This is a genomic window from Verrucomicrobiia bacterium (genome assembly GCA_026414565.1).
Taxonomy (GTDB): Bacteria; Verrucomicrobiota; Verrucomicrobiia; order Limisphaerales; family Fontisphaeraceae; genus Fontisphaera.
The window spans coordinates 57,007-83,003 of sequence record JAOAIT010000048.1 but is presented as its reverse complement, the minus strand read 5'-3'; the positions used below and the strand labels follow the sequence as shown (position 1 = coordinate 83,003).

Below are 25,997 nucleotides of genomic sequence, written 5' to 3'. Positions count from 1 at the left end.
CAGTAATTAACCCAACATTTTCATGCTCTCAGTTCTAATACCCACCTTCAATGAAGAAAGGAACATAGGTGAATGCATTGACACTGTCAAATGGGCGGACGAAATCGTTGTTGTGGATTCACACTCCCTGGATAAAACTGCAGAAATAGCCCAGGCCAAAGGTGCGAGAGTTATTCAGTTCAAATGGGATGGCCGCTACCCGAAAAAGAAAAACTGGGCCCTGGCCAACGTCAATTGGCGCAACGAATGGGTACTCATTTTAGACGCGGATGAAAGGATAACCCAAGATCTTGGCAAAGAAATTAAAGAGAAAATCGCCAACCCTGACCATGATGGATATTTCATTAACCGCCGGTTTATATTCATGGGGCAGTGGATTCGTCATTGTGGCTATTATCCAAGCTGGAACCTAAGGCTCTTCAAGCACCAACTGGGCCGCTATGAAAAGGTGGACGTAGGTGATGCAGGCAGCGGCGACAATGAAGTCCATGAACATGTCGTCCTCAGGGGAACGGCCGGTTACCTTAAGAAGGACATGCTCCATTTTGCCTATCCGGATATTCACACATGGATCGAAAAACATAACCGTTATTCCAGTTGGGAGGCCGCCATTGAAGTCCAAGGGCAATGCCATCAGGAGAATATTCTTGGGGACAAGCAAAAAAGTCGGCGCAGGCTTCGCCTTTGGTCGCGGCATCTTCCTTTTCGTCCGGCTTTGAGGTTCTGTTACAGCTACTTTTTGCAACTTGGAATCTTGGATGGTATGGTAGGATGGCGTTTCTGCCGACTGCTGGCCATGTACGAGCGGATGATTGTCTTCAAAGTCAAGGAGAAGAAAACATATCCCCATAAAATCCACCTTATTCCCTAGGAACGATTTCTCCTGCCATCATATTTCACCTTATTTACATTCAACCATTACGTGATTCGACGCTGCATCCGACGCCTTCCATTTTTATTTGCCGCCCTTGCGGCTGTGCTTGCCTGGCCGGCCTATGAGAACGCGGCAGGCATATTGAGTGCCGAAAATGCATGTTGCCAGGCTCAAGCAATTATCGTCCTGGGCGGGGGCACGCCGGAAAGACAAATTAAAGCCATCGAACTATATAAACAGGGCGTGGCGCCATTGGTTATTTCCTCGGGTGATGGTGAGCCGGAAACTGCCATTTATATTTACTTGTATCAAGGTGTGCCGAAAAACGCACTGCTCTTGGAGACAAAATCCAAAAGTACATGGCACAACGCCAAATATACCGTTCCCATGCTTCGGGAGCGTGGCATTACCAATGTCATCCTTGTTACCTCCTGGTTTCACTCTAGAAGAGCCCAGTGGACTTTCCAACAGACCGCCCCGGAAATATCTTTCCATTCATGCCCCACTTACTGGGGAGTCAAACGTGACTTGTGGAAGCCCTGCGGCCTCAAAAGATACGTGGGCATGGAATTCATCAAGACCCCGTTATATTGGTTACGCGGTTGGCTAGGATTATAAACGCGATCAACGCCATATCCCATCTTGGGGATGAAAATATTGCTATTAAATCAGACTTTTCCCCCTGATACTGTTTCTACTGCACAGCACCTGTCCGACTTGGCTCGCTCCCTGCAATCTCACGGACATCAAATCACCGTCCTCACCAGCCGGCGCGCCTATGATTCTCCTGAGAAACTATTCCCCAAAGAAGAACAATGGCACGGCATCCAAATATACCGTGTCGCAGGCACCGGTTTGGGAAAGAGTGCCCGGTGGAAAAGAGCTTTGGACTTTGCCTCGTTTCTCACCGCCTGCACCTTGCGCGTTATATTCCTGCCGCGGCAGGATGCCATCATCGCCCTGACCAGTCCGCCACTCATTTCTGTCTTGGGGGCCGGGATGGCCCGTTTCTGGAGGGCCAAGTTTATTTATTGGGTCATGGACCTCAATCCTGATGAAGCGATCGCGGCGGGCTGGCTTCGCCCTGCCTCTGCAGCCGCCAAGTTTTTGGAGGCCCTCTCTCGTTTCAGCCTTAAATCCGCCCACCGAGTTGTGGCCCTGGATCGTTTCATGCGCGACCGCATTTTGGCCAAAGGCATCCCCACCGAGCGCGTAATCGTCATTCCTCCTTGGTCACATGACGATCAAGTTCACTTTGATCCCGCCGGCCGTGCCCAATTTCGCGCCCAGCACGGCTTGGACGATAAATTTGTGGTGATGTACTCGGGCAACCACAGCCCGTGTCATCCGCTCGATACTCTTCTGCAGGCCGCACTCAAAATCAACCAGCTTGGCGCCAACGATTCCGCATCTCAGTTCCTCAAGCGCATCCAATTTGTCTTTGTCGGCGGTGGCTCCGAATTCAAAAAAGTCCAGGCTTTTGCCCGAGAGCATCGTCTGGACAATATTACCTCTCTTCCTTACCAGCCCTTGGAGCGCCTCTCGGCCAGTTTATCCGCGGCTGATTTGCAGGTGGTGATCATGGGCGAGCCTTTTGTCGGGCTCGTCCATCCTTGCAAAATCTATAATTTGCTACGTCTCGGTTTGCCCATCCTTTACCTCGGCCCGGCCACCTCCCACATCACTGACCTTTACCAAGGCCCAGCGGCCAACCACCTTCCGCCCCTGCATCGCCTGGCCCACGGCGACGTGGACGGTCTCCTCAGTCTATTGCAGAAGCTGGCCTCCGCCCAGCCACAAGCGGCGGCCCCAACCGCCCTGCCGTCCGGCCCCGCGGTCTTCCAATCCCAGTCCTCCTGCCTCCAGCGCTTTCTGGCGCTGCTTTCCTGACGCGCCGCGCGTTTTTTGTCGCCTTCCCGCGCGCCCCGCCGGCGGCTTTGGGCCGGCTGCAACGACTCCATTCTTCTTGCGCTGAATATCCCGCTGATAACATTCGTCTTTTCGTTCAAACGGCGCTACTTTTGCAACACATGAAACGCCCTTATCACCTTCTTCTCGCCACCGGCGCGTTTGCGCTGGCTGTCCAACTTCACGCTGCCAACTGGCCCCAATGGCGCGGCCCGGAGTTCAACGGCAGCTCGCCCGAGCGCAACCTGCCCACCCAATGGAGCAAAACGAATAACGTCAAATGGGTGGCCGACCTGCCCGGCGTTTCTGCAGCCACGCCCGCAGTGTGGGACAACCACGTCTTCCTCACCGCGGCGGTACGTGCCACCCGCGAACTCATGGCCATCGCCGTGGATCGTCGCACCGGCAAGATCCTCTGGCAGCGCAAAGTCAGCGACGGCTTCGGCCAGGACAATCGCAGCACCTATGCCTCCCCCTCGCCGTTGACCGACGGCAAAACCGTCTGGTTCTTCTTTGGCAACGGCGAACTCGCCGCCTTCGATTTCAACGGCAACAAACTCTGGTCCCGCAACATCCAGCAGGACTACGGCGCTTTTGCCTTCTTGTGGACTTTTTCCAGCAGCCCGCTGCTCTACAACGGCCGGCTTTACCTCCAGGTCTTGCAGCGGGATGTCCCCGTCAACGGCCGCGGCCGCAGCGACGGCCCCAACGAATCCTATCTGCTGGCCCTTAACCCGGCCACCGGCAAAGAGCTGTGGCGCCACGTCCGCCCCAGCGAGGCGCGGGAAGAATCCCGCGAGGCCTTCAGCACGCCCATCCCCCACACCCACGCCGGCCGCACCGAGATTCTGATTGTGGGCGGCGACTGCATCAGCGGCCACGACCCCGCCACCGGCAAGGAGTTCTGGCGCTGGGGCACCTGGAATCCCCAACGCATCACCCACTGGCGGCTGGTTCCCTCCCCGGTGGCCGCAGAAGGGGTGGCCCTGGCCTGTGCGCCCAAGGGCGGGCCGGTGATCGCCGTCAAACTCGGCCGCAACGGCGTGCTCAGCGACAACGACATCGCCTGGCAAAGCACCGATCGCGCCGTGTCCACCGATGTCTCCACCCCCCTCTACTATCAGCGCCGTTTTTACGTCCTCAACAGTGATCGCCGCACCTTGAGTTGTATTGAGCCGCTCACCGGCAAAGTGCTCTGGACCGGCGATCTGGGCGGCCGCAGCAAAATCGAAGCCTCCCCCACCGGCGCCGACGGCAAAATCTATGTCATGAACCACACCGGCGAGGTCTTTGTCGTGGCCGCAGGCGACTCCTTCAACCCGCTCGCCACCATCCCCATGGGCGGGGAAGCGGAGGACCGCGACCTGCGTTCCTCCATCGTTCCCGCCTACGGCAACCTCTTCATCCGCACCGGCGCTAAATTATATTGCATCGGCAAATAGGCCGCCCCCCCGCAGCGCAAAGCTGCCCCCCGTGAAAAACCAAAGGCCCCGGTGACCGCCGGGGCCTTTTTGTTTTTCGCGATCTAACGCTTGACCGCCAGAATTACGATTTGATCTCCAGTTGCGAAAACGGATTGTTGCCAAAACCGCCAGCCTGCGCAGCCTGTGCAGCCGGCACAGAGGCTGGCGGCTCCCCACGTGCGCCTGGCGCAGCACCGGCGGGACGCTCGGCCGCCGCAGCTTTCGGGCTGCCACCCGGCGGCCCGCCCGCGGGTTGGGCCTCGGCCTCATCCGGGTGTTTCGCCCGCTTGTTCTTGGGCAGGGGACTGATCGTCACATGCACATTCCGCCCCGCCAGCTTGGGCGTATAATCAGCCTGTCCCCACGGCCGCAGCTCCTGCACAAACTTGTCCACCTGCTGCATGCCGATCTCCTGGTGGGCCATCTCCCGCCCGCGAAAGCGCAGCGTCACCTTCACCTTCATATCGTCACACAGGAAATCAATCGCATGGCGCAGCTTGACCTTGAAATCGTGCGGGTCAATCGTCGCGCTGAGCTGCACCTCCTTCATCTTGTTCGCATGCTGGTGTTTCCGCTGCTCCTTCTCCTTCTTCTCCTGCTCGTAGCGGTATTTGCCATAATCCACCAGCCGGCAGACGGGAGGATTCGCATTGGGCGAGATCTCCACCAAATCCACCCCGCGCTCGCGCGCCATGCGGAGGGCATCACCCAGGGGAAAAACACCCAACTGTTTATTGTCGTCGCCAATCACCCGGACTTCGCGGGCACGGATTTTGCCATTGATCCTGATGAAGGAATGCGACGACCCGGAAGAATGATGAGGGCGTGGCTGGCTCAAGCGGCCCTCACCAATAAGAAGTTGTTCATAGTTTCTCTCAAGGCAGCATTACGATCTGCCGGCCGCCACCCGGCGGCCCTCATCACGCATCAAATTGCCATCCGCCTGCCTCACAGGCAAGCAGAAAAATGCGCCCGCCCCGCCAAATCGCCACCCACCGCCGCCCCGCCAAATCTCAGGGCAGGGCAGGGGACCCCCTCCTCTCATAAACGCCCAAACAGCCACCAAACATGCAGCTTCGCCCAACCTGGTGCCGGCCAGATGGAATGAACGGAAAGCCGCCCCCCAGGGGCCTTCCCGCTGCGTGAAAATGCACCGTGCTCAATTCCTCGTGCGCCTTTTTGAGGTTTGCAATGCCGGGGGGATTGGGTTAGGTTTGTCACCGTAAAAATAAACTCAGCGATAACAATATGACCTCGCCAACGACTTTTTGCTCGGGACATGGCACTTCGCGCCGTAGTTTTCTCAAGACCACCGTGGTCGGCGCCGGCCTGGCGGCCAGCGCACCCCTCTGGTTGAAGGCGGCAGACCCCAAACCCATCACCGTCAAGTCCCATGCCGACCTGGTCACCATCGGCAACACGGGCGTGAAGGTTTCCTTCCTGGCCCAGGGCACCGGCTACAACGGTGGCGCGCGCATGTCCGATCACACCCGCATGGGCAAGGACGCTTTCGACCGCCTCCTCCGCTATGACCTCGACCACGGCATCAGTTTCATTGACACGGCCGACCTCTACGGCACCCACACCTACATCCGCGACACCATCCGCCGCCTGCCCCGCGACAAGTACGCCCTCCTCACCAAAATCTGGCCCCGCACCGAGTACTGGAACCTCGCCAGTGGCGGCGCTGTCCAGGAAGTGGACCGCTTCCGCAAGGAGCTGGGCACCGACTACCTCGACGTCTGCCTCATCCACTGCCTCCTCAACGACAAGTGGGTGCAGGAATACGCGCGCATCCGTGACGAGCTGGCCGAACTGAAACAAAAAAAGGTGGTCCGGGCTGTGGGCGTCTCGTGCCATCATTTCGGCGCCCTCAAAATCGCCGCCAGCGATCCCTGGGTGGACGTCATCTTTGCCCGCATCAACCACAAAGGCAGCGTTATGGATGCCTCGGTGGAGGAAGTCGCCCCCGTCCTCAAACAGGCCCGCGCCAATGGCAAGTTTGTCGTCGGCATGAAGATCTACGGCGCCGGCCAGTTCACCAAGGGCGAGGACAAGGACGCCTCCCTGCGTTACGTCATCCAAAACGCGCTGGTGGACGCCATGACCCTCGGCATGCGCAAAACCGAGGAAACCGACGAAACCATCACCCGGCTGAATGCCGTTTTGAAGTCCTGAGCAGGCGTGGGAGCGTGCGTGACGGGCGGCCCTCGGCAGCGAGGCCGCCCGTTTTTTTCACAAACCACTGGCCAGACGCCAATGCCTGCAGGCATATTACTCCCCGGCAGCCCGCGGGCTGCCATCCAGCAATGCAGCGAACCATGACCATCCAAAGTTCCCTGCCTTCGCCGGAGGAGTTCCGGCGGCAGATGGAAGAAATGTTGCGACGGGCCTTCCCCGGCGGCCCTCCCACCGCCGGCGCGCCGGAGGCTGAACCGGAGGCCGGCGGCGCTGCCGCCGCCGAGCAGGCGGCGAGTGAATTTAATTTCACCCTCAAACCGCGCGAGGTGAAGGCCTACCTGGACCGCTTCGTCATCAAACAGGACGAGGCCAAAAAGGTCCTCAGCGTGGCGCTCTGCGATCACTACAACCACGTGCGGCTCGCCCTGCAGGGACGCGCCCACCCCAACTACACCAAGCAGAACATCATCCTCCTCGGCCCCACAGGCGTCGGCAAAACTTATCTCATCCGCTGCGCCGCCGAGCTGATCGGCGTCCCCTTCGTCAAGGCCGATGCCACCAAATTCTCGGAAACCGGCTACGTCGGCGGCGATGTGGAGGACATGGTCCGCGAGCTCCTCCGCCGGGCCGATGGCGATGTCCGCCGCGCCCAGTATGGCATCATTTACATTGATGAAATTGATAAAATTGCCAGCGTCCCCACCGCCACCGGCCGCGATGTCAGCGGCCGCGGCGTCCAGACCAACTTGCTCAAGCTGATGGAGGAAACCGAAGTCCCCGCCCGCTCCCCCCAGGACATCGCCGGCCAAATCCAGGCCATGATGGAGCTGACCCGCCATGGCCGGCGCTCCGCCAGCACCATCAACACCAAACACATCCTCTTCATCGTCAGCGGCGCCTTTCCCGGACTTGACACCATCATCAAACGCCGGCTGCGCGAGGCCACCATCGGCTTTGCCGCCGGCGTGGCCGTCAAGGACGAAGACCCCTTCACCCAGGTCACCACGCGCGATTTTGTGGAGTACGGCTTCGAGCCCGAGTTCATCGGCCGCCTCCCCGTCCGCGTCGTCTGCCAGCCCCTCGAGGTGGAGGACCTGTTCAACATCTTGAAAAACTCCGAAGGCAGTATCATCCGCCAGTACGAACAGGACTTCGGCGCCTACGGCATCGAAGTGCTCTTTCAGGAGGATGGCCTCCGCCGCATCGCCGAGCTGGCGGCCGAGGAAAAAACCGGCGCGCGCGGCCTGATGACCGTCTGCGAGCGGACCTTCCGCAATTTCAAATTCGAGCTGCCCTCCCTCCCCATCAGGCGGCTGGTGGTCACCCGCGAGCTCGTGGACCACCCCGTCGTGGACCCCGAACTCCTCGCCCGCGCCCAGGCGGAGCAGGAGCACGCCATGCTCCGCCAGGTGGTCCAGGAATTCGCCCGGCGATTCCAGGAAAGTTTCAAGATGACCCTGGAGTTTACCCCCGCGGCGATCGAGGCGCTCATTGCTGAGGCGCGCGCGCAAAACGTCCCCGTCCGCGACCTCTGCGCCACCAAATTCAAGGATTTTCAATTCGGCCTCAAACTCATCGCCACCAACACCGGCCAGACCCGCTTCACCCTGGACGTGCCCGAAATCAAGGACCCCCAGAAAACCTTGAGCGATTGGGTGGTGGCCAGTTATCGCCAAACCACGGGCGAGAGCACCCCTCCGCCCGACCAGCCGGCGCCCCAGACATGACCTCAGAACTGCACTCCCTGGCTGAAATCCTGCGCCGCCTCGGGTGTCCACCCGACAAGTCCCCCGAGATGGCCGCACATCTGGACCGGCGGGCAGCCCAGTTGGCGGCCCAGACGGGCCACAGCAAGGCCGAGGCGCTCGCCCATTTGCTCAAATTAATGCAACAAGGTTGGGCCGCCCAGCAACGCGGCCCGGAGGTGACGGAGCCATGATTCAACCCTGGCCGGTGCAACATTCCAAATTCCTGGGCAACTTCCGCGTGTTCAACCTCCACGCCGAAACCAAAACCTCCCCGCTCGATGGCCGTGAGCACGAGTTTATCGTCCTGCAATGCCCGGACTGGGTCAACGTCGTGGCCGTCACGCCCGACGACCAGATCCTCCTGGTCGAGCAATTCCGCCACGGCTCCAAAACCATCGAATGGGAAATCCCCGGCGGCGTCATGGACCCTTCCGACAGCTCCCCGCTGGCCGCGGGCCTGCGCGAGCTGCGCGAGGAAACAGGCTACGAAGGCGAGCAGGCCCGCATCATTGGGCAGGTCTTCCCCAATCCCGCCATCATGACCAACACCTGCCACACCATCCTGGTGGAGCGCTGCCATCCCCGGCATCCCACCCGCTTCGATCCCTGCGAAGACCTGCGCACCCACCTCGTGCCCGTCGCGGAAATCCCCGCCCTCGTGGCGGCCGGACGCATCCGCCATTCCCTCGTGGTGGCGGCCCTCTTTCATTATGAATTGTACCGCCGCGGCCAGGCCGGGCCCCATTGACCTCTCCCCGGCGCAAGCGGAATAATCTTTTCCCAGATGCTCCACGCCATAATTCAAAGGTAACCAACATGCGAGTCACCAATCTCAATCCCGACACCGCCATCGGCGCCAGCGCCTGGCTCGTGGAAATCGAAGGCCACCGCCTCCTGATGGACGCCGGCATCCACCCCAAACGCGACGGCCGCGAGGCCCTCCCCATGTTTGATCAAGTCAAGGGCCTGGAAGTGGACGCCATCGCCATCAGTCATTGCCACCATGATCACGTTGGGGCCCTCCCCGTGGCCTTGCGCTACTGGCCCAAGGCCCACGTCCTGCTCACCGAGCTGAGCTATTTCCTCGCCGGGCGCGTCTTGCACAACTCCGTCAACGTCATGAAACGCCAGCGCGACGAGCTTGGCATCAAGGATTACCCCCTTTATTCCCACGATGAGGTGGACGAAATCGAACCCTTGTTTCAGGGATTCCGTTACAACCGCGAAATCGAATGGGCCGCCTTTCATAAAATGCGCAGCGGTTTTGCCTCCCCCACCCTGGAGTTCTTCGACGCCGGCCATGCCCTGGGGGCCGCCGGCATGCTGGTCCGCGGCAAACAGGAAAGCCTCTTTTATACCGGCGATGTGGCCTTCCACGATCAAACCATCCTCCGCGGCGCGCGTTTTGAAGATGTGCAGGCCGAAGTCCTGATCCTCGAAACCACCCGCGGCGGACGGAAGACGCCTCCCGGCTACAGCCGCGCCGCGGAAGTGGAGCGTTTCACCCAGGCGCTCGTGGAGGCCCTCAAACGCAAGGCCGCCATCTTGATCCCCACCTTCGCCCTCGGGCGCACCCAGGAAATGCTGGCCCTCCTGGCCCTCCTCATGCGCAGTGGCCGGCTCAAACCGCAGCCCGTGTACATCGGCGGCCTGGGCCGGGTCTTCACGGAAATCTATGACCTCCAGGCGCGCCGCACCCATCGCCAGCACGCCAACCTCCTGCTCCACGAGGCCCTGAATCTCGTCGTGCTGGACTCCCAGCAGGCCCGCGATATGCGCCTGAGCGGCGGCCGTTTGTTCGTGCTCACCTCCGGCATGATGAACGAAGGCACCGCCTCCCATGACCTCGCCCTGCGCATGATCGGCGATGAACGCCAGGCCATCTTCTTCGTCGGCTACGCGGACCCCGACACCCCGGCCGGCCGCCTCAAGGCCTCACGCCCCGGCGACAAATTCCTCTTCTCCGCCTCCGGCGGCGAAGTTACCCACCGCTGCCAGGTCCTCGACTTTGACCTCACCGCCCACGCCGAACGCGAGGATTTGTTGGACTTTGTTGGCCAGGTGTCCCCCCGGGTCGTCATCCTCGCCCACGGCGATGACGCCGCCCGCCACTGGTTTGCTGCGCAAATTGCCCGCCGTCACCCCAAAATCAAGGTCCTCCAGCCCGGCCCCGGCGAGACCGTGCAGGTGTAAGCCGCGCCCCGCGCTGGCCCCGTCGGCACTTCCTTGCCGGAAAGCGCGCCCCCGTGCATCACGCCAACCATGCCGCGGCCGGACGGGAGAAAAATTCCTCCAGCTCAAGGCTCCGGCGCCGATCACCCACGCCACCGGCTTGGGTTACCGCCTCCTAAAGGCGGTTAATCCACTGATTTTGTTCCGCCCGCTTTTAATTTTGATGGCCCAACCTTGGCCGCCGTGGCTGACGACAAAATCCACTTCCTCCGCGCCATCCCGGCAGGCGCAACCCCACCGGCGCATCAGCCCAACACCGGACACCTCGCGCCTGGAATGCCCTCGGCACGGCTGCAAGGCGGTGTGGAAAGCATCTGGCCAGCCCCTCAAACCGGCGGCAGGGTTTGATTGGCCACCCCTTTCTCGGTTTGTTGTTTCCGGAAGTTCTCGTAGGCCGCGCGGAATTCCGGATACTTGTTGCCCAGCATCGCCGTGGCCAGCAACGCCGCGTTGATGGCCCCGGGTTTGCCAATCGCCAGCGTGCCCACCGGCACACCGCCCGGCATCTGCACCATGCTCAGCAGCGAATCCAGCCCCTTGAGCGAGGCCGACTCCATCGGCACCCCCAGCACCGGCAAACACGTCTTGGCGGCGGTGACGCCCGCCAGATGCGCCGCCCCGCCCGCCGCGGCAATGATGATCTCCAGCCCCCGCGCAGCGGCGGTGGAGGCATACTCAAACAGCACATCCGGCGTGCGATGGGCGCTGATGACCCGGGCTTCGCACGGCACGCCCAGCGCCTGCAATTGCTTCACCGTGTGTTGCATCACTTCCCAGTCGGACTGGCTGCCCATGATGACACCTACCAGGGGTTTTCGCGGCTCGCTCATAGTTGATTATGCTTAATGTGTTTTCAGTTGTCTGTTCTCGCCTGCAAATGGCGGTGCAGAATTAAGCCCCGCCCGTCCTTTTTGGCAACTAAATCCGGCAGAATTCCATGCCCCCTCCGCGCCCCCCCTAAACGTGCGGAATGACCAGCACAGGACAGCGCGCTTTGCGCACAATTTTCTCGGCCGTCCGCCCAAACAACGCTTGCGTAAGCCGTCCCCCGCCTTCCCGGCCCACCACGATTAAATCCACCCCGCGCTCCGCCGCCAGCGTCAGGACTTTCTCCGCCGCCTGCCCAATCCGCAGCTCCACCTTCAAATGACGCCCCGGCGAAAGCCGCGAGAGGTACGCCGACTTGATTTTCGCATGGATGTCATGCTGGGCCTTCGCGTCCACGTGATCCACCTCGTAGATGTATGACTTCCAAAACTGGGCATCCGTCTCCGGAATCACATGCAGCAGGGTGAACTGCGTCTCCGGCGACAACTCCGCCAGCCGCAGTGCCGTCTCAAAAGCATGATCCGCCCCCGGCGAAAAATCGGTGCAGAACAGGATGTGACGGAAAATCGGCGCGGCGGCGGTGGGGGCGGTGCTGTTCATAGGCCTGCCCAATTATTCTACTGCAGCAGCGACGGCAAAAAAAGCACCAAATGCGGAAACATCACCATCAGGGCCGCCACCACCACCAGGCACAGGAGAAAGGGCAGGGCGCCCTTGAAGATCAAGGGCAGGGGCACATCGCGCGCCATCCCGCTCACCACATAGGCGTTGACCCCCACCGGCGGCGTGATCACCCCCATCTGGGTCACCAGCACAATGATCACCCCAAACCAGATCAAATCAAAGTTCAGCGCCACCACCACCGGATAAAAAATGGGGATCGTCAGCAGATTTAACGCCAGGGCATCCACAAAGCAGCCCGCCACCAGATAAAATAAAATTATGGCCGCCATGATCCCCCACGGCGGCAAGGGCAGATGCCCTATCCATTCCGCCAGCGCCGCCGGCGTGTGCGTCACCGCCAGAAAACGCCCAAATATCAGCGCCCCCGCCACAATCACAATCACCATGCAGGAGGTCCGGATGGTTTCCCACAGGCATTGCTTCAGGGCCCCCCACGTCAGCCGCTTCTTGAACCACCCCACCCCCAGCGTCGCCGCGGCCCCGATGGCGGCCGCCTCCGTGGCCGTGCAATAACCGGCAAACATGCTCCCCATCACCGCCACAAAAATCACCAACGTCTCCAAAATGTCTTTCAGCGAAACCAGCCGCTCCCGCCACGAAAAAGTCTCCCCCGCCGGCCCCATCTCGGGGCGATGACGACATACCAGGGAAATCGCCACGCAAAAAAGGATGGCCGTCACAATCCCCGGCGCCACGCCCGCAATGAACAGTTTGCCAATGGATTGCTGCGTCAGAATCGCATACACAATGAACACAATGCTCGGCGGGATCATCATCCCCAGCGAACCCCCCGCCGCCACGCAGCCGGTTGCCAGCTCCATGCTGTACTTGTAACGCCGCATCTCCGGCAGCGCCACTGCCGCCATCGTGGCCGCCGTGGCCGGCCCGCTCCCGCAAATCGCCCCAAAAGCCGCGCAGGCCCCCACCGTGGACATCGCCAGCCCCCCCCGCCAATGCCCCAGCCAGCGGTAGGCCGCATGAAACAACCCCTGGCTGATGCCCGTGTGAAAGGCCACCTGGCCCATCAAAATGAACAGCGGAATGGTGCTTAGATCGTACTTGGACAGCGTGCCGAAAAACTCCGCCGCCGCCATGTTCATCGCCGCCTCCGGACTCGTCATGACCGCGAATCCCACCACCCCGGCCACCGCCATCGCCAGGCCCACTGGCATGCTGGAAATCAGCAGCACCAACAACAAACCTATGCCCAGCAGGCTGATCTCCGTGGGACTCATGGTTTCAACAACGATTGGCCGGGATGAAAGATGTGGTAGATCTTGATCCCCACAATGACCCAGCAGCAGAACGCCATCACATACGGCAGCCAGAACAACGGCAGTTGCACCGTCTGGCTCACCTGCCCCGTGGTGTATAGGGTCTGACCATACCGCGCCAGATACCACCCCAGCAGCACAAAAAACGCCGCCAGCACCAGCCGCAATAACGTGTCCGCCGCAATCCGCCCCCGCCGGCCCAGTTTCAGGAAAAAGTATTCCACCGCCACATGCCCCTTGATGGCGGTGGTGTAGGGCAGGGCGCATATCATCGCCAGCGCGCACAGCAGCCCGATCATGTCCACCGTCCCCTTGATCGGCGCATTGAATACCGCCCGCAGCACCACCTCCGCGCAGGTCAACGCCACCATCACCAGCAACGACAGACCAGATACGGCCGCCAGCGCCAGCACCACCCCGCGCAACAGCCGCGTGAGCCAGCCCCCCACCTTCTCCGCCATCGGGTGACGCTCCCGCGGCCTCGGATGAATCTCGCTCCCCATCACTGGCCCAGCCGTTTCTGCAGCTCGGCCACCAGCTCGTCCCCCGGCAGGTTGCGGCTCTTGGCCCGCTTGATGTAATCGTTGAGGACGGTCTTCACCGCTTCACGCATCCGCTGGACCTCCCCCGGCGGCAGCTCGATGAACTCCTTTTTCAGGCCCGCCACAAATTCCCGGCCCTCGCGGTCCGCGGCGTCCCACGCCGCCCCATGTTTGACCACGTATTCCTGGCTGACCTCCGTAAAAATCTTCTGCAAATCCGCCGGCAGTTTCTGCCATTTGCTCTGATTCATCACCACGAACATGGCCGTCGTGTAGCCAATCTTCGAGGTGTCCACCACATATTGAATGACCTCCCCCTGCTTCCACCCCTTGAGGGTTTCCATCGGACAGAAAGTGGCGTCCACCACCCCCTTTTGCAGCGCCTCGTACGTCTCCGGTTGCGGCAGCGCCACTGGCGTGCCCCCCAGGCTCTCCACAATCATCGCCGACAGGCCCGTCGCCCGCACTTTCAATCCCTTGAAATCCTCCAGCCGCCGCACCGGTTTCTTCGACGCCAGAATCCCCGGCCCGTGCGCATGAATGTACAGCACCTTCACCCCGCCCACCTCCGCCGGATTAAACTTCGCCAGCATCTCGTTGGCCAGCCGCGTGGCCGTGGCCCCATCGGGATAACCCAGCGGCAAATCCAGCGCCTCCAGCAGCGGAAAACGCCCGCGCGTATAAGCAAAACAGCTCATCCCCAAATCCGATATGCCTTTTTCCACCCCCTCATAGCATTGCGGCGCGGGGGTCAGGGCGCCCCCCGGCACCACGTTGATCTTCACCCGCCCGCCGCTCCGCTTTTCAATCTCCGCCGCCCAGGCCATCGCCGTTTGCGCCTGCACATGTGTCGGCGGAAAAAACACGCTGTAGCTCAGCGTGATCACCTCGCCCTTCGCCGGCGCCGGCGCCTCCTCCTTCTTCCCGCAACCCGGAGCGCTCAATCCCAACACCACGGCCAGCCACAACCCGCCGCTTTGCCACCAATGGATGGTTTTCATAGGATTCATTGATTGCTTGTTGCACCGGCGCGCACCTCGTCAAAACTCGTGTGGCCCGGTTATGGATTTATCTAATTTTTAAGTTGAGTCTGGCAAGGCAAAACCCCCCAGGCAGCTCACCAATTAAATTATTAAAAACAATCAATTAGCAACACTGTTGAACAACCAGACCACCTCCTCCCACACCGCGCCCCCTCCTCTCATCCCCAAATCCTGGATTGCATTCGCTCGCCGCCCCGCTTACTCTGTCGCCGCGGTTCAACCCCAACACCATCTTTTTATGTACAAAATCATTGGCGCTGACGGCAAGGAATACGGCCCGGTGTCCGCCGAGGAGATTAAACAATGGATCCGCGAGGGCCGGGCGGTGGCCACCACCAGGGCCCAGGCGGTGGGAGCGGCCGATTGGAGAAACTTATGCGATTTTCCCGAGTTTGCCGGCTGCTTTGCGGATGCCGCCACCCCTCCCTCTGCGCCCGCACCCCTGCCTCCTCCGGGCGCGGCGCCGACGACCGCTCCCGCCATGGTGGACCCGGAGCAGGAGGCGGCGGCCATCATCGCCCGTGGCCTTCACTTCTCCATCGGCGACTGCTTAAGCGCCGGCTGGCGCCTGGTCACCTCTGATTTCTGGCCCGTGGTGGGCGTCTCGGCCCTGATTATGGTCATCATGACCGCCACCAACATGGCCTGGGTGGGCCTCTTGCTCATCGGCCCCTTGTTGGGCGGCTTGTTTCACTATTTCCTGAAAAAAGTCCGGGGGCAACCAGCCGTGCTCGGCGATGCCTTTGCCGGCTTTACCATGGCCTTTTTGCAGCTTTTCCTCCTTTATCTCATTTCCTCCCTCTTCATCACGCTGGGATTATTGTTATGCCTCATCCCGGGCATCTACCTCATGGTTGCTTATTACTTTGTTTATCCCCTCATGATCGATCGCCGCCTGGATTTCTGGCCGGCCATGGAAATCAGCCGCCGCGTGGTCAACAAAATCTGGTGGCAGGTCCTGGGCCTTGCCCTCGTGCTCGCGCTCGTCAACCTCCTCGGCGTGCTGGCGCTGTGCGTGGGCGTTTTTATCAGTTTCCCCGTGACCGTTGCGGCGATAACTTATGCCTATGAGGCTATTTTCAACGGGCGACAACCCCCCGCCGCCTGAACCGGCGCAGGCGTGGGGTATGGCGGCGGCCAATCTCTTCCTCTGGCCGGGACTGGGAACCATCCTGGCGCGGCGCAAAAGCGGTCTGGTGCAAATGGGAATTTCCGGAGGCGGCCTCATCATGGCCTTGGTGGGGCTGGTGGGGTTCTACGGGCGCTGGTTCACCACCACCGAATTCCCCGGCTGGCGCGATCGCTACATCCTCCTCTTCCTCGTCGGCCTGGCGCTCTTCATCCTCACCTGGCTTTGGGCTTTGGTCAGCAGCATTCAGTTGATTCGCGCCGCACGCAGCCGCGAAAACCATCCTCCCGCCGCCTCTCCGCCCCCGCCGCTGAACCCCTCCGGACGGTGACCCGCCCCAAGTTTTACCCGCGGCTCTCCTGCATTATGTTATGTCCATGAATGCCTTGCTCCCGCACGAAATCGAACAGTCCCTGGCCGCGCTCAAACACTGGCAGATCCAGCCCGCCCTCATCCGCCGCCAATACGCCTTCCGCGATTTCCCCACCGCCATGACCTTTGTCAATCGCGTGGCCGAACTGGCAGAAAAGGCCTGGCATCACCCGGACATTGACATTCGCTGGAACAAGGTGGTGTTGTCCTTCACCACCCATGAGGCCGGAGGCTTGACCCGCAAAGATTTCGACCTCGCTGCCGCCTGCGACAGCCTGGCCCAAACTCTGCCCGGCCCGGCCAATGCCGGAACGTGAAACGCCGCTCCCCACCTCGCCCCACCTTGGAAGCCCAACAGGCCTTCAAGCGGGCCTTTGGCTATCGGGCCGCCTTCACCGTCTCTGCGCCCGCCGTCGTCGAGCTCCTCGGACACCATGCCGAACCCCACGAAGGACTCGCCCTCATGGCCGCCATCGGACGCTATGTCCAAATGGCCGCCTCCCCCCGCACCGACGGCAAAATCGAGCTGGCCTGCGCAGGACAGGCGGCCTCCGACTGTTTCTGGCTGAGTGACATCCAGTTCAATCCCGCCCACCCATGGGCCGACCCCATCAAGGCCGTCCTCATGGAGCTGCGCCGTCACGGCGTCCCCTTCCGCGGCTTCAATCTGGCGGTGTATGACGCCATCCCCCCCCAATCGGGGTTGGGTGAACAGGCCGCGTGGCAGGCGGCCACCGCCCTCCTCGTCCGCAAACTGTATCCCTACCGCCTTACCGATACCGGCTGCCTCAATCGTCCCCCGCCCAGAGACCGTTATGGCCAGGTGGCCCCGCCCGCCAAACCGGAGCGGCTGATCCTGGCCCAAATGACCCATCGGGCCAGCCGCCGCCTCCCCGCCGCCACCTCCAGCGTGGTGGAGCATTACGCCACCTTTTGCGGGCGCGCCTATCATGCCTTGAGCGTGGACTGTCGCCATCAATCAGTGGAGCCGCTCCCCTTGCTCGGGCAGGCGGTCCTCGTGGTTTGTCCCTCCGGCGTAATTGGCGACACCACCGCCCCCGCCTTCCAGGCCTGTCAGGCCGACGGGCGCGCCGCCGCCCAAAAACTCCAGGCCCGCAGCCTCCGCTCGGTGGACTTGAGCCTCCTCCGCGCCGGACGCATGCGCTTGAGTGACCGTGAATATGCCTGCGCCTATCACCTCGTGGGCGAAACCGCCCGCGTGGTGTTCGCCGAGCGCGCCCTGCGCGAAGGCGATTTCCTCCAATTCGGACAATACCTCACCCAAAGCCACGAAAGCGCGCGCGATTTCATGCAAATCTCCTGCCCCGAAGCGGACTGGCTGGTGGCGCAAGCCCTCGAACAACCCGGTTGCCTGGGCGCCCGCCTCGCCGGTCCCGGTTTCGGCGGCGCCACCGTCAACCTCGTCACCTGGAACCAGTACGAGGCCTTCGTCAAAAAAATGGCCGTGCTTTACGAACGCCACACCGGCCGCCGCATCCAACCCCTGGCCTGCCCCGTGGTGGATGGAGTGGAATAAGCCGCCCGCTCGCAGCCCCGCACCTCAATTCTCCACCGCTTCCTTGGCCAGGGAAAGACGCCGGCGCTCCGGCCATTCCACCAGGCCCAGCACCAGCCCGGCGCCGATGACCAGCACCCCCCAGAGCTGTCCCCAGTGCAGTGGTTCACCCAGGGCATAAGCGGCCATCGGCACCCCCGCCAGCGGCTGCACAAAGATCGTCAGCACCACCAGGCTCACCGGCGTCTCTTTGATGACCCACAACCACGCCGTATAGCCCAGCACAGTGCAAACGATCGCCATAAAACCCAGCCCGGCCCACGCCTGCCACGGCAAACTCTGCGCGGCGCGCCACGTCTCCCCGCCATCATAAAGCAGATTGGCACACGTCCCCGCCAGCAACGCCGTGGCCAGAATGCGCGCACTGCCGGCGCGCTGCGCCACCGGCTTGCCCAAAATGCTATAACCGCTCTCACACACAAAGCTCGACATGAAGATCAGATTCGCCGTCAAACTGGTCCATTGAAACTCCGGCCGCCACACCCCGTTGAGCAGGCCCACGCCCGTCATCCCCAGCACAAATCCAGCCCACCGGCGCCACGGGATCACCTCCTTGAGTATCAGCGCCGCCAGCAGCGAGGTGACCAGCGGCTCCAGCGCCATGAGCACGGCGCTATTCCCGGCTCCGCCCAGCGCGTTGCCCAGCACTTGCAGGCGCTGTCCGGCACAAAATACCAGCAGGCCCATCAACCCCGCCCGCAGCCAGTCCCACCCCTGCAGCGCCGGTCCGGGCAGCCAGCGCCACAATGGCGCCAAAACCACTGTCGCCAGCAGGAACCGCAGCGTCACAATGCTCCCCGGCTCCAGCCACTGGCCCAACGCCTTGTTGATGGGCAGCGTCGCCGCCCAGCAGACGTTGAACACCACCATGATCAACAAATGACTCCACCGCATATCGCACTCGCGCTACCTTGGCCATGCGCCCGCCTTTGGCAAGGGCAAAGCACGGAAGCTTCCTCCCCCCCCGGCCTGCCGCCCTACCATCAGCAACCAGCGCTTGCTCAATCCCCCGTCCGGCCTGGCTTGCACCCGCCGGAGCTTTGGATTATCATAAAGGCGTTACCACCGCCCATCGGGGCGTGGCGCATGGACGACTCCTATGGCGAAAGATTATTACGTCATTCTGGGCGTCGAACCGGACGCAGGACAGGAGGAAATTCGCAGTGCCTTTCGGCGGCGTGCCCTGGAAACCCATCCCGATCGCTTTGGCGCGGACGCAGAACCTTTTATTGAAGTCCAGGAGGCCTACCGCGTCCTCAGCAATGAACGTTTGCGCGCTGCTTACGATGCCGCCCGCCGCCGGCGCCGCCAGCAGCGCCAGTCCGCCGCTGAGCCTTTGCGCCAGCCCCGGCGCGCCGAGCCTTTGCGGGCCACCGACGACGAAGGCATCAACTTGGGCGAGGCCTCCCTCACCCAGTCTTTTCAAACCTACCGTCCCTCCTTTGAAGACGTGGTGGGCCGGCTCTGGACCAACTTCTACGGCGCCGAACATCCCAAAGCCGAGCACGTGGAGGAACTAATCGTTGATATCCCCATCACCCCCGCCCAAGCCCGCTGGGGCGGCCACGTCCGCCTCCTCATCCCCGCCCAGCACGTCTGTCCCACCTGCGAGGGCGAACGGCACATCGGCGGATACCCCTGTTTCCGCTGCGGGGGCTTGGGAGTGGTGGTCCGGGAAACGCCCGTGGAGGTCTCCTATCCTCCCCAGGTGGTTAATCATTACCTCGCCCACCTCCCCTTGGAACCCCTGGGCATCACCAACCTTTACCTCACCGTCCGCTTCTGTGTGACGGACCACCCCGACGAATAACCCCGCCGCCCGTGGGGCAGGGGAGGCTTACCTCTTGACCCGTTGCTCCAGGCGCTGAATCGCCTGGTTCACCCACCGGTTGTCATTCGTGTTCTGCACCGACCGGTAGGATTTCAAAGCCGCCTCGTAATTGCCCTCCTGCTCGTATATCCGGGCCACCTGCATCCGGGCCCAGTCCGCCCGCTGCGGATTGGCGTGGATGAGCAGCTCATAGCTGCGGATTACCTTTTCTGTCTCATTGTTCGCCCGAAACGCCCCCACGCACAGGTTGATAATCCCATCCAGACTGACCGGCGATCGCCGGTCCTCCTCCGCCACGTCCAGGTTGGGCCAGAGATAACCCTCGGCAATCCGCGCCGCCAGCCAGTTGTTCTGGGCGTCATTCCAACAATACTGCATGGCCTGCATGATCATGCTCAACCCCACCCGCTTGTGGCGCAGATTCGCGCTGGCCAGCAGCCGTTTGGCCACGTACAACTGCTCCCCAATCACCTGGTACATCGCCGAATAGCTCTTGGCTTCATTGAGCTTCTTCCGGTGCTCCATCGCCAGCGCCATCTGCGCCTGCTGCAAACTGTTGTTGCTCACCAGCGGCGTGGCGGGCGCCGCGGCCGCAAACGCCCGCTGAAAATCCCACAAGTCGGCCGTGATCGGCTCCAGCTCCTTTTCCAGCGCCGGTATCTTCTTCAGCTCCTCCCGCCACCCGGGCAGATTCTCCTGCAAATACGCAATCCGCCGCACCTGGTTGGACAGATTCTCCGCCAGCCGGTTGGCGTTGGTGGCCGCCGCCGTCATCGCTTCCATCACCTGCTTCTCCAGGTTGGCCACCAGATTGGTGCGCATCGCGATTTCCTCCACCGCTTCGCCCACCCGGTTTTCCATCCGCAAAATGGCCGATTTCCGCTTCAAATATTCATCCCGCAGCGTGTCAAAATCTTTGCCGGTCCGTTTGCCCTTTTGGGGCAGGACTTTCTTTTCTTCGCGCGGCTCGACCTTGGCCATCTCGGCCTTGGAGGGGAAGGGAAATTCCACCGTGAAACTGCTGCGACCGCTCTGTTGCTTGAGATAACGATCCACAGCCCAGCGGGCCTTCCAGGAGGCAAGCGCATTCCCCATAAGCAACCAGCCTCCCACCCCAAGGACGACCAGGGCCAGCCCCACCCCAAGGCCCAGCTTCAAACGGCGGTTGCCGCCTGTGCCGGCGGTAGTTGTGTCATTCATAATCGGCATGATAAGTGCGCCATCCGGCTCAACGTCAATTCCAACCACCGTTTTAGACGAGAACAGCCACCTAAAAGTTACAAGGCGCCCCCCGGTTTTTCCGCCCCGGGCCGGGCTTCCGCCCAGGCGAATCATCGCCCCAGCCCATGCCCACCGCCAATACCGGACGCATCCGAAAAGTGCCTGTCCGGCCTAAGCAGGCTGGATAAACAAGATTTGCCAGCATAAACGGGTTTGGGCATCCTCCCGCCATGACTTTTCCCAACCGCAAGACAATGGGCCGCCTGACTCGCCGGCGTCAATTCTTGGGCTTGTTGTTGCTCGCGCTGCCTGGCGCATGGCTCACCTTGGCGGGGGGCCTTTCCCACGCCCAGGAAACGCCCGATTTCCGCCGCACCGAGGATGTCATCTACGGACGCAAACACGGAGTTTCCCTCACCCTGGATGTTTTTGAACCCGCCCGCACCAATGGCTGCGGCATCTTGTTCATCGTCAGCGGCGGTTTCTTCTCCTCCAAGTCGGGCATCAACCCCTCCCATTACCGGCCTTTCCTGGAGCGGGGTTACACCGTCTTCGCCGTGGTCCATGGTTCACAGCCCAAATACACCATCCCGGAAATCATTGAAGACGTCCACCGGGCCGCGCGCTTCGTGCGGTACAACGCCAAACAGTGGGGCATTAACCCCAATAAACTCGGCGTTTGCGGCGCCAGTGCCGGCGGCCACCTCTCCTTGATGCTCGGCGCCCAGGGCGGGCCCGGCCGCCCCGACGCCCAGGACCCGGTGGACCGCGCCAGCAGCGCCGTCCAGGCCGTGGCCTGCTTTTTCCCTCCCACCGATTTCCTGAATTATGGCAAAACCGGCGAATTGGCGGTGGGCATCGGCTTGCTGCGCGATTTCAAAGCCGCTTTCGGTCCCCGGGCCGATCAACCCCAGGAGCGCCTCTCCTACGGCCGCGAAATCTCCCCCATCTACTTCATCACTTCCAACCTCCCCCCGACGCTGATTGTCCATGGCGACGCCGATAAATTGGTCCCCATCCAGCAGGCCGAGTCCTTCGTCGCCAAGGCCCGCGCCGCCGGCGCCCAAGCCCGGCTCATCGTCAAACCGGGACGCGGCCACGGCTGGGTGGAAATGTTCCAGGATGTCAGACTGCTCGCCGATTGGTTTGATCAGCATTTGCTCGGCCTCAATCCTGCCTCCGCCCCCTGAAAGCTGGGCGTGACATTTCCTCTCCCATGCCCTAGGATGGGGCTATGGACGCAGCTCATCTCAACGTCCGCCGGGCCACTGTGGATGACTTGCCCCAGCTCATCGAGTTGTGGAAGCAGGAGCAGCTTCCTTGGGAGACCCTCGAAAAACGTTTCACCGAATTCCAGGTGGCGGTGGATGGGGAGGGCACCCTCTGGGGCGCCATCGGCTTGCGCATCGCCCAGCACCAGGGCCATCTCCACAGCGAGGTCTTCCGCCAGTGGGATCTGGCCGATACCCTCCGGCAGCGATTCTGGGAGCGCATTGAAGTCCTCGCCCACAATCATGCTTTGACCTGCTTGTGGACCCAGCTCGCCTCCCCCTTCTGGCATGGGTACGGCTTCCACACCCCCACCGCCGAAAACTTGGAGCGCTTCCCCAAGGAATTTGCCGACCAGGGCGGGCCGTGGACCGTGCTCTCCTTGCGCCCCGAACCGCCCCAAACCGTGGATTTGGAACGGGAGTTTGACCGCTTCGCCCAGGCCGAGCGTCATCGCACCGAGGCCGCCATGGAACAGGCCCGCTGGTTGAAGCGGGTGGCCACCATTCTGGCCGTGTTGCTTTTTTTGGGCGTGCTCGTGGGCATGACCTACCTCCTCATGCGCTCCTCCGGCGGCCGTTGAAAAAACTGCGGCGCCCGCTGAAAATCAGGGATTGGGCGAGGTCAGCGTGCCCGCCTTCATAAACACATACACCAGCAACGCCGCCACCAACAGCCCCAGCACGATCCCCACCACGATGAATATCAGGTTGGCCCGATTCCTCTTTTTCCCAAACTGCGTGTCGTCCGCAAAGTTCGAGGGCTTGGGTCCGGCCGTCTCCAGTTCATTCAACTTGACCCCCTGGGGAAGGATCACCGTCTGATCCATCGCCTTTTTGGCCGGCGGCGGCTGATCCCCCTCCAGCCGCATCTGCAGGTTGCCCAGCCGCAATATCTGCCCCGGTTTCAGCACCGCCTCCGTAATCTGCTGCCCCCCGATAAACGTCCCGTTCGTCGAGTTCAAATCCCGCACCAAAACCTCGCTCCCCTGCAGCAATATCTCACAGTGATGACTGGACACCGACGGCTCCGGCACACAAAACGTGTTGTCGTCCAGACGTCCCACGGTGGTGCGCTCCGTCTTGAGCTCATACGTGCGACCCGTGAACCCCTCGCTGAGCACGACTAGTTTGGGCATAACTTGCTTTCGCCGGAGATTATTGGAGCAGCCGCAGGCCAAGTCAAACCGATTTGGCAACTGTTTTTCCTTTTCTGCCCTCGTGGCTCCTCCCCCTCACCCGCACTCCCTCCTCCCCGCCCTGTCCCCCCGCGCCCCCCAAATCCGGCGTGACTTTGCCCGCCAAACCCGGCACACTTGCCCGGCACATGCAACGCAAGGGATCATCTTCGACCAAAACCGCGCCGGTCTCCCGCAGCGGCCGCTTCGCCAGCGGCCCGGCCGCCGCGGTGGCCCAATTTACCGAGTCCATCAGCTTCGACTGGCGCTTGTGGCGGCAGGACATCGCCGGCAGCCGGGCCCACGCCCGCATGTTGCATCGAGTCGGACTGTTGAGCCGCCAGGAGCTCCGCGAAATCGAGCGCGGCCTGGCGGACATCGAACGGGAAATCGAGCAGGGCAAATTCCAATGGCGTCCCGAGCTGGAGGACGTCCACATGAACATCGAGGCGGCGCTCACCACCCGCACCCCTGCCGGCGCCAAACTGCATACCGCCCGCTCCCGCAATGACCAGGTCGCCCTCGACATGCGCCTCTGGCTCCGCGATCACCTCCAGGAACTGGATGCCGCCCTCCGCCGCCTCCAGCGCGCCTTGGTGGACCTCGGCGCCGCCCACGCGGACGTCGTCATCCCCGGTTACACCCACCTGCAGCGCGCCCAGCCCGTCTTCCTCGCGCATCATCTCCTCGCCTACGTCGAAATGCTCGAACGCGACCGCGGCCGCCTGGCCGATTGCCGCCTTCGCGCCAACGTCTGCCCCCTGGGCAGCGGCGCCCTCGCCGGCTCCACCCTGCCCCTGGACCGCGAAGCCGTGGCCCGCGAGCTGGGCTTTGTGGATGCCCGCGGCCGCCCGCGCCTCTCCCAAAACTCCATGGACGCCGTCAGTGATCGGGATTTCGTCGTCGAGTACAACGCCGCCGCCGCCCTCCTCGCCGTCCACCTCTCGCGCCTGGCCGAAGACCTCGTCTTGTGGAGCGGCGCCGAGTTCAACTTCATTCAAATCGGCGACGCCTACACCACCGGCTCCTCCCTCATGCCCCAAAAGAAAAATCCGGACGTGGCCGAACTGGCCCGCGGCAAGGCCGGGCGCGTGATGGGCAATCTCGTGGCCCTCCTCGCCCTCCTCAAAGGCCTCCCCATGACCTACAACCGCGATCTGCAGGAGGACAAGGAGCGGCTCTTTGACACCGCCGACACCGTCCTCCGCACCGTCAACATCATGGCCGACATGCTGGGGCAGGTGACCGTCTGCCGCGAACGCTGCGCCGGCGCCGCCGCCGACCCGCAGCTTCTGGCCACCGATCTGGCCGATTATCTCGTCCAGCGCGGCGTCCCTTTCCGCGAGGCCCATCACCTGGTCGGCAGCGTGGTGGCCCTGGCCGAAAAAATGGGCAAGCCGCTCGACCAATGGACGCACGAGGAGTTTCAACGGGTGGACCGCCGCTTCGGCGCCGACACCCCCCGCGTGTTCAATCTGCGCCAGGCCATGGAGCGCCGCAACCTCGCCGGCGCCCCTGGCCGCCGCGAAGTGCAAAAACAACTCGCGCGCTGGAAGCGCACCCTTTCCGCCTCCTGAAACTCGGGGCGGTGGTGTGACTATGGATGCCCGCGGCTCCATCCCCTGGCCCCTGCTCAAGCAGACCTCGCGCTCCTTTTATCTTTCCCTGCGCTGGTTGCCTGCCGCAGTGCGGCCCCAGCTCTCCCTGGCTTATCTCCTCGCTCGCACCACCGACACCGTGGCCGATACGGAGCTGGTGCCCGTCGAACGCCGCCTCGCGGCGCTCGCACAGTTGCGGGCGCGAATCTTGGGCGAGACCTCAGCCCCCCTGCATTGGGGCGAGCTGGCGGGACGGCAATCCGATGCTGCCGAGCGGGCCTTGCTGGAAAACGCCGAATCCTTGTTGGCCCTTCTCGCCCAGACCCACCCCGACGACCAGGCCCTCATCCGCCGGGTCCTCGACACCATCACCAGCGGTCAAGTCCTGGACCTGCAACGTTTCGGCAGCCCATCCCACCCCCACCAGCTCCAGGCCCTGCGCCACCGCGCCGAGCTGGTGGATTACACCTTCCGCGTGGCCGGCTGCGTCGGGGATTTTTGGACCCGCCTCTGCCGGGCGCATTTGCGCCCCGTCCCCTCCCTCGACATCGCTCAGCACGTGGCCCTGGGCGTGAACTTCGGCCAGGGGCTGCAACTGGTCAACATCCTCCGCGACCTGCCCCGCGACTTGCGCCAGGGACGTTGCTACCTGCCCGCCGACGAATTGCGCGAGGCCGGCCTGTTGCCAGGCGACCTGCTGGACCCGCGCAACGAAGCGCGTTTGCGGCCCGTCTATGAACGCTGGCTCGCCCACGCGCGCCACTGGCTGGATGACGGCTGGCGCTACACCCTGGCCCTCCCCACGGCCTGGCACCGTGTACGCCTGGCCTGTGCCCTCCCCATTTTATTGGGCATAAAAACACTGGCTAAACTGCAGGAAAATGCTATACTCAACCCCGATTTGCGCCTTAAAGTAACCCGAAAAGAATTGCGGGGCATTCTTTGGCGCATGTTATTATGCCATCCGTGGCCCAAACATTGGCAACAGTTGCCGGTCAGCTCGTTTTTCGTAAAGCCTTGATTTGTATTGCATTTTGAGTGTAAAAA

27 protein-coding genes are annotated in these 25,997 nt (G+C 62.1%); 18 read left to right on the top strand and 9 right to left on the bottom strand.

All coding sequences use genetic code 11. The features are described from left to right. Positions 1–22 precede the first annotated feature (22 nt). The 4 genes from N3J91_11120 (at position 23) to N3J91_11105 (ending at position 4,224) form a co-directional block, all read left to right on the top strand. Positions 23–871 carry a glycosyltransferase family 2 protein gene (locus tag N3J91_11120; GenBank protein ID MCX8156978.1) on the top strand — a complete coding sequence of 283 codons (849 nt, stop codon included), beginning with the start codon at positions 23–25 and terminating at the stop codon, positions 869–871. Positions 872–922: 51 nt separating this feature from the next. Next, on the top strand, positions 923–1,492 hold the full coding sequence (locus N3J91_11115; GenBank protein ID MCX8156977.1) for a YdcF family protein: 570 nt from the start codon (positions 923–925) through the stop codon (positions 1,490–1,492). Between the two features lie 30 nt (positions 1,493–1,522). After that, entirely contained in the window at positions 1,523–2,764 is a 1,242-nt protein-coding gene (locus tag N3J91_11110) for a glycosyltransferase family 4 protein (protein MCX8156976.1), read from the top strand. Between the two features lie 140 nt (positions 2,765–2,904). Then, entirely contained in the window at positions 2,905–4,224 is a 1,320-nt protein-coding gene (locus tag N3J91_11105; GenBank protein ID MCX8156975.1) for a PQQ-binding-like beta-propeller repeat protein, read from the top strand. Between the two features lie 103 nt (positions 4,225–4,327). Here N3J91_11105 and infC read toward each other — a convergent pair whose 3' ends face one another. Further along, positions 4,328–5,083, bottom strand: coding sequence for a translation initiation factor IF-3 (gene infC, locus N3J91_11100; protein ID MCX8156974.1), 756 nt, complete (start codon positions 5,081–5,083; stop codon positions 4,328–4,330). A 410-nt stretch (positions 5,084–5,493) separates the two neighbouring features. On the opposite strand from infC, the gene N3J91_11095 reads away from it, so the two are divergent. The 5 genes from N3J91_11095 (at position 5,494) to N3J91_11075 (ending at position 10,367) form a co-directional block, all read left to right on the top strand. Beyond that, a complete protein-coding gene (locus N3J91_11095; GenBank protein ID MCX8156973.1) occupies positions 5,494–6,423 on the top strand; it encodes an aldo/keto reductase in 930 nt (309 codons plus the stop codon). 143 nt (positions 6,424–6,566) lie between these two features. Further along, a complete protein-coding gene (locus N3J91_11090) occupies positions 6,567–8,153 on the top strand; it encodes an AAA family ATPase (GenBank protein ID MCX8156972.1) in 1,587 nt (528 codons plus the stop codon). Next, positions 8,150–8,365, top strand: a complete 216-nt coding sequence (locus N3J91_11085; protein MCX8156971.1) for a hypothetical protein — start codon at positions 8,150–8,152, stop codon at positions 8,363–8,365. The genes N3J91_11090 and N3J91_11085 overlap by 4 nt, the downstream gene beginning before the upstream one ends. Beyond that, positions 8,362–8,922 carry an NUDIX hydrolase gene (locus N3J91_11080; protein MCX8156970.1) on the top strand — a complete coding sequence of 187 codons (561 nt, stop codon included), beginning with the start codon at positions 8,362–8,364 and terminating at the stop codon, positions 8,920–8,922. The genes N3J91_11085 and N3J91_11080 overlap by 4 nt, the downstream gene beginning before the upstream one ends. 68 nt (positions 8,923–8,990) lie before the next feature. After that, positions 8,991–10,367 (top strand): MBL fold metallo-hydrolase, encoded by a 1,377-nt coding sequence (locus N3J91_11075; protein MCX8156969.1) that lies wholly within the window; start codon positions 8,991–8,993, stop codon positions 10,365–10,367. A gap of 365 nt (positions 10,368–10,732) precedes the next feature. Here N3J91_11075 and purE read toward each other — a convergent pair whose 3' ends face one another. The 5 genes from purE to N3J91_11050 form a co-directional block, all read right to left on the bottom strand. Continuing rightward, on the bottom strand, positions 10,733–11,236 hold the full coding sequence (gene purE / locus N3J91_11070; GenBank protein ID MCX8156968.1) for a 5-(carboxyamino)imidazole ribonucleotide mutase: 504 nt from the start codon (positions 11,234–11,236) through the stop codon (positions 10,733–10,735). A gap of 127 nt (positions 11,237–11,363) precedes the next feature. After that, on the bottom strand, positions 11,364–11,834 hold the full coding sequence (locus N3J91_11065; GenBank protein ID MCX8156967.1) for a universal stress protein: 471 nt from the start codon (positions 11,832–11,834) through the stop codon (positions 11,364–11,366). A gap of 17 nt (positions 11,835–11,851) precedes the next feature. Beyond that, positions 11,852–13,153 carry a TRAP transporter large permease gene (locus N3J91_11060; protein MCX8156966.1) on the bottom strand — a complete coding sequence of 434 codons (1,302 nt, stop codon included), beginning with the start codon at positions 13,151–13,153 and terminating at the stop codon, positions 11,852–11,854. Beyond that, positions 13,150–13,695, bottom strand: a complete 546-nt coding sequence (locus N3J91_11055) for a TRAP transporter small permease (GenBank protein ID MCX8156965.1) — start codon at positions 13,693–13,695, stop codon at positions 13,150–13,152. The genes N3J91_11060 and N3J91_11055 overlap by 4 nt, the downstream gene beginning before the upstream one ends. Further along, entirely contained in the window at positions 13,695–14,735 is a 1,041-nt protein-coding gene (locus tag N3J91_11050) for a TRAP transporter substrate-binding protein (GenBank protein ID MCX8156964.1), read from the bottom strand. The genes N3J91_11055 and N3J91_11050 overlap by 1 nt, the downstream gene beginning before the upstream one ends. A gap of 280 nt (positions 14,736–15,015) precedes the next feature. Here N3J91_11050 and N3J91_11045 point away from each other — a divergent pair, with 280 nt between their 5' ends. Genes N3J91_11045 through N3J91_11030 form a run of 4 tightly spaced genes read left to right on the top strand, consistent with a single transcriptional unit; the run spans position 15,016 to position 17,815 of the window. Beyond that, the gene (locus N3J91_11045; protein MCX8156963.1) at positions 15,016–15,885 is read left to right on the top strand and encodes a DUF4339 domain-containing protein; all 870 of its coding nucleotides are present in this window, start codon (positions 15,016–15,018) and stop codon (positions 15,883–15,885) included. Next, on the top strand, positions 15,845–16,237 hold the full coding sequence (locus N3J91_11040; protein MCX8156962.1) for a hypothetical protein: 393 nt from the start codon (positions 15,845–15,847) through the stop codon (positions 16,235–16,237). The genes N3J91_11045 and N3J91_11040 overlap by 41 nt, the downstream gene beginning before the upstream one ends. A gap of 46 nt (positions 16,238–16,283) precedes the next feature. Continuing rightward, entirely contained in the window at positions 16,284–16,595 is a 312-nt protein-coding gene (locus N3J91_11035) for a 4a-hydroxytetrahydrobiopterin dehydratase (protein MCX8156961.1), read from the top strand. Next, positions 16,592–17,815: a hypothetical protein gene (locus tag N3J91_11030; GenBank protein ID MCX8156960.1), complete on the top strand. Its 1,224-nt coding sequence runs from the start codon at positions 16,592–16,594 to the stop codon at positions 17,813–17,815. The genes N3J91_11035 and N3J91_11030 overlap by 4 nt, the downstream gene beginning before the upstream one ends. A 24-nt stretch (positions 17,816–17,839) precedes the next feature. Here the strand turns inward: N3J91_11030 and N3J91_11025 are convergent, their stop codons facing one another. Then, positions 17,840–18,748: a DMT family transporter gene (locus tag N3J91_11025; GenBank protein ID MCX8156959.1), complete on the bottom strand. Its 909-nt coding sequence runs from the start codon at positions 18,746–18,748 to the stop codon at positions 17,840–17,842. Positions 18,749–18,953: 205 nt separating this feature from the next. Between N3J91_11025 and N3J91_11020 the strand changes: the two genes are divergently transcribed. Continuing rightward, a complete protein-coding gene (locus N3J91_11020; GenBank protein MCX8156958.1) occupies positions 18,954–19,664 on the top strand; it encodes a DnaJ domain-containing protein in 711 nt (236 codons plus the stop codon). 27 nt (positions 19,665–19,691) lie between these two features. On the opposite strand, the gene N3J91_11015 is transcribed toward N3J91_11020, so the two are convergent. Then, complete coding sequence (locus tag N3J91_11015) at positions 19,692–20,885, bottom strand: hypothetical protein (GenBank protein ID MCX8156957.1); 1,194 nt, start codon at positions 20,883–20,885, stop codon at positions 19,692–19,694. 251 nt (positions 20,886–21,136) lie between these two features. On the opposite strand from N3J91_11015, the gene N3J91_11010 reads away from it, so the two are divergent. Continuing rightward, positions 21,137–22,096, top strand: coding sequence for an alpha/beta hydrolase (locus tag N3J91_11010; GenBank protein MCX8156956.1), 960 nt, complete (start codon positions 21,137–21,139; stop codon positions 22,094–22,096). 44 nt (positions 22,097–22,140) lie between these two features. Continuing rightward, positions 22,141–22,758 (top strand): hypothetical protein, encoded by a 618-nt coding sequence (locus N3J91_11005; GenBank protein ID MCX8156955.1) that lies wholly within the window; start codon positions 22,141–22,143, stop codon positions 22,756–22,758. Between the two features lie 24 nt (positions 22,759–22,782). On the opposite strand, the gene N3J91_11000 is transcribed toward N3J91_11005, so the two are convergent. Further along, positions 22,783–23,313 (bottom strand): FHA domain-containing protein, encoded by a 531-nt coding sequence (locus N3J91_11000; GenBank protein ID MCX8156954.1) that lies wholly within the window; start codon positions 23,311–23,313, stop codon positions 22,783–22,785. Positions 23,314–23,501: 188 nt separating this feature from the next. Here N3J91_11000 and argH point away from each other — a divergent pair, with 188 nt between their 5' ends. Together argH and N3J91_10990 are read left to right on the top strand one after the other, a co-directional pair. Continuing rightward, entirely contained in the window at positions 23,502–24,929 is a 1,428-nt protein-coding gene (gene argH / locus N3J91_10995) for an argininosuccinate lyase (GenBank protein MCX8156953.1), read from the top strand. A 22-nt stretch (positions 24,930–24,951) separates the two neighbouring features. Further along, a complete protein-coding gene (locus N3J91_10990) occupies positions 24,952–25,971 on the top strand; it encodes a squalene/phytoene synthase family protein (GenBank protein ID MCX8156952.1) in 1,020 nt (339 codons plus the stop codon). Positions 25,972–25,997: the final 26 nt, after the last annotated feature.